Annotated in this window: 2 pseudogenes; one reads left to right on the top strand and one right to left on the bottom strand. The window is 58.5% G+C overall.

The window, feature by feature from the left end:
* Nucleotides 1-35: 35 nt before the first annotated feature.
* Nucleotides 36-218: pseudogene (locus HMPREF2912_RS13220) on the top strand (ATP-binding protein); the annotation flags it as partial.
* Between the two features lie 108 nt (nucleotides 219-326).
* On the opposite strand, the pseudogene HMPREF2912_RS12695 reads toward HMPREF2912_RS13220, so the two are convergent.
* Nucleotides 327-461, bottom strand: a pseudogene (locus tag HMPREF2912_RS12695) (ISL3 family transposase); the annotation flags it as partial.
* Nucleotides 462-639 lie beyond the last annotated feature (178 nt).

Here is a 639-nt window from a genome sequence, read left to right on the forward strand (position 1 = left end):
CAAATAGGGTGTCCACTAAACGAGGGTAACCTCACGACCGCGACGGAAGGCTGCCTACACTTATCTCCTCCCAATCAGCTGCCGCCTATTGGGTTGAAACACTGCCAGACAGAGTCGGAGCCGATTCACTCGTAAGCCGCCTCAACAACGGCCACCGAATCCATATCGGAGACTTCGACATGCGCAAAGCCACCGCCCCCACCACCCCAGACGACTAATACAGACGGGCCGGGCCGACGCACCCCTCGGCCCGGTACCAACTACCCGGAACACGACAGTACCGAGTCCCCAGAACACCGGTACCAAAAACTCGCATCTGACACCGGGCACACGCCGACAACGGCTACTGGCCTGGCCTCAATGATGGTCAGCGCTCCGGCATCAGCGGCACCGGTGATGGCAAGCCCGATTTCCGCGGTACGGCAGATAGTGTCGGCGACGAGATTTCCAGTAGGCTTCACAGTACGGGTCCCTGGTGGGTTTAGATGGTTGTGTAGGAACTTTCATCTTCACACCAGGGACCCCTACATGTTGTGGTGACCCGCTGAACCCGTCGATTTCTACCTCACCCCGCTACGCACCCCAAAACCGGAAGAGCCCGCAAAGGCCCTTCCGGTTTTAGAGTGCGTTGATTTTGTC

Origin of the sequence: Corynebacterium sp. HMSC056E09 (assembly GCF_001813425.1) — a bacterium.
GTDB lineage: Bacteria > Actinomycetota > Actinomycetes > Mycobacteriales > Mycobacteriaceae > Corynebacterium > Corynebacterium hesseae.